1 protein-coding gene is annotated in these 1397 nt (G+C 67.4%); it reads right to left on the reverse strand.

What is annotated here, in order from left to right; genetic code table 11:
- Positions 1-366: 366 nt before the first annotated feature.
- A complete protein-coding gene (locus WFJ01_RS19000) occupies positions 367-816 on the reverse strand; it encodes a hypothetical protein (RefSeq protein ID WP_336630042.1) in 450 nt (149 codons plus the stop codon).
- Between the last annotated feature and the right edge of the window lie 581 nt (positions 817-1397).

Raw genomic sequence — 1397 nt, forward strand, 5'->3', positions numbered from 1 at the left:
GAACGCGAGCGGCCAACCAAACTCGGGGAAGTCATCCACCCAGTCCCCGCCCTTCCGGACCACCCACCTGTGTGTGGTGTGGTCTCGTTCAACGGTCAGTCGTCCCATGCGGTTCTCCCGGTGCAGAGGTGACAGCCGCACCGTCCCCCGTTGGCGTCTGCGTGGCGGGCTTTCGTGAGTGCTTCCTCAGCACGCATCAGGCGGTACTGGTGCAGGGACATCGACTGTGGGTCTTTGCGGACACCTGCCGCGTCGAGGGCGTCCTGTGCGAGACGGACACGCTCCTCAGCCTCAGCCAAAGCGAGCACGCTCATGCCGTCACCTTGAAGTTGTCGAAGTCGATGCCAGCGGCGCGCATCGGACCCGTCAGTATCTCGAACTGCTCCGGCGTGATGAGGTCGCGGACGGCGATCGCTTCAGCGGCCCAAGCAGCGGCCCGAGCAGCGGCCTGAGCAGCGTCCCGAGCAGCGGCCCAAGCAGCGTCCCGAGCAGCGTCCCAAGCAGCGGCCTGAGCAGCGGCCTGAGCAGCGGCCTGAGCAGCGTCCCGAGCAGCGGCCCAAGCAGCGTCCCGAGCAGCGGCCCAAGCAGCGTCCCAAGCAGCGGCATGAGCAGCGTCCCGAGCAGCGGCCTGAGCAGCGTCCCAAGCAGCGTCCCAAGCAGCGGCCTGAGCAGCGTCCCAAGCAGCGGCCCAAGCAGCGGCCCGAGCAGCGTCCCGAGCAGCGGCCCGAGCAGCGTCCTGAGCAGCGGCCCAAGCAGCGTCCCAAGCAGCGTCCCAAGCAGCGGCCCAAGCAGCGGCCCGAGCAGCGTCCCAAGCAACGTCCCACTGGGATGCCGTCAGTGACGGCAGGAGAGCCAAGAACGCGGCCACCTGATCACCGTTCGGCCCGAGCGCCGCCGTGATCGGAAGCTCACCGACCACACGCACCGCCGTGGCAGCGCGCTTGTTCGGCAGGTCGCCAGCATGAGGCGTCCACACATCGCCCACCGGTTCGACGACCAGCAGCCGGGAGTCCTTCCCGTTGACGCGCCAGGAGAACCCGGTGCAGTCGGTGGGGGATGTGGACACGGAGATGTAGTCCGACGCGTCCCCCGAACCACGCACCGCGTCCGGGTGGGTGACCGTCGTGCCGACCGGCCCGTACTTGAAATCCGGGCGGTGGAACGACTCGTAGTCGTACCTGACCGCCTTGTAGAACTGTTCACTCATTTCCTGCTCCCTCGCTCTTGTGGGTACGTGAAAGGGAGGGGCCGGTATCGACCCCTCCCGGGCGGTATGGGAGTGCGAGGCCCCACAGCCTCGTACGCTCAGAACCAACCGCCAGTGCCCACCAGGGGCACGAAAAGAACCGGCCCCCATGAAGGGAACCGGTTCAGAAATAGATGGGGTGCGCTTCTAG

The organism is Microbacterium sp. MMO-35 (assembly GCF_037147555.1).
Taxonomy (GTDB): domain Bacteria; phylum Actinomycetota; class Actinomycetes; order Actinomycetales; family Microbacteriaceae; genus Microbacterium.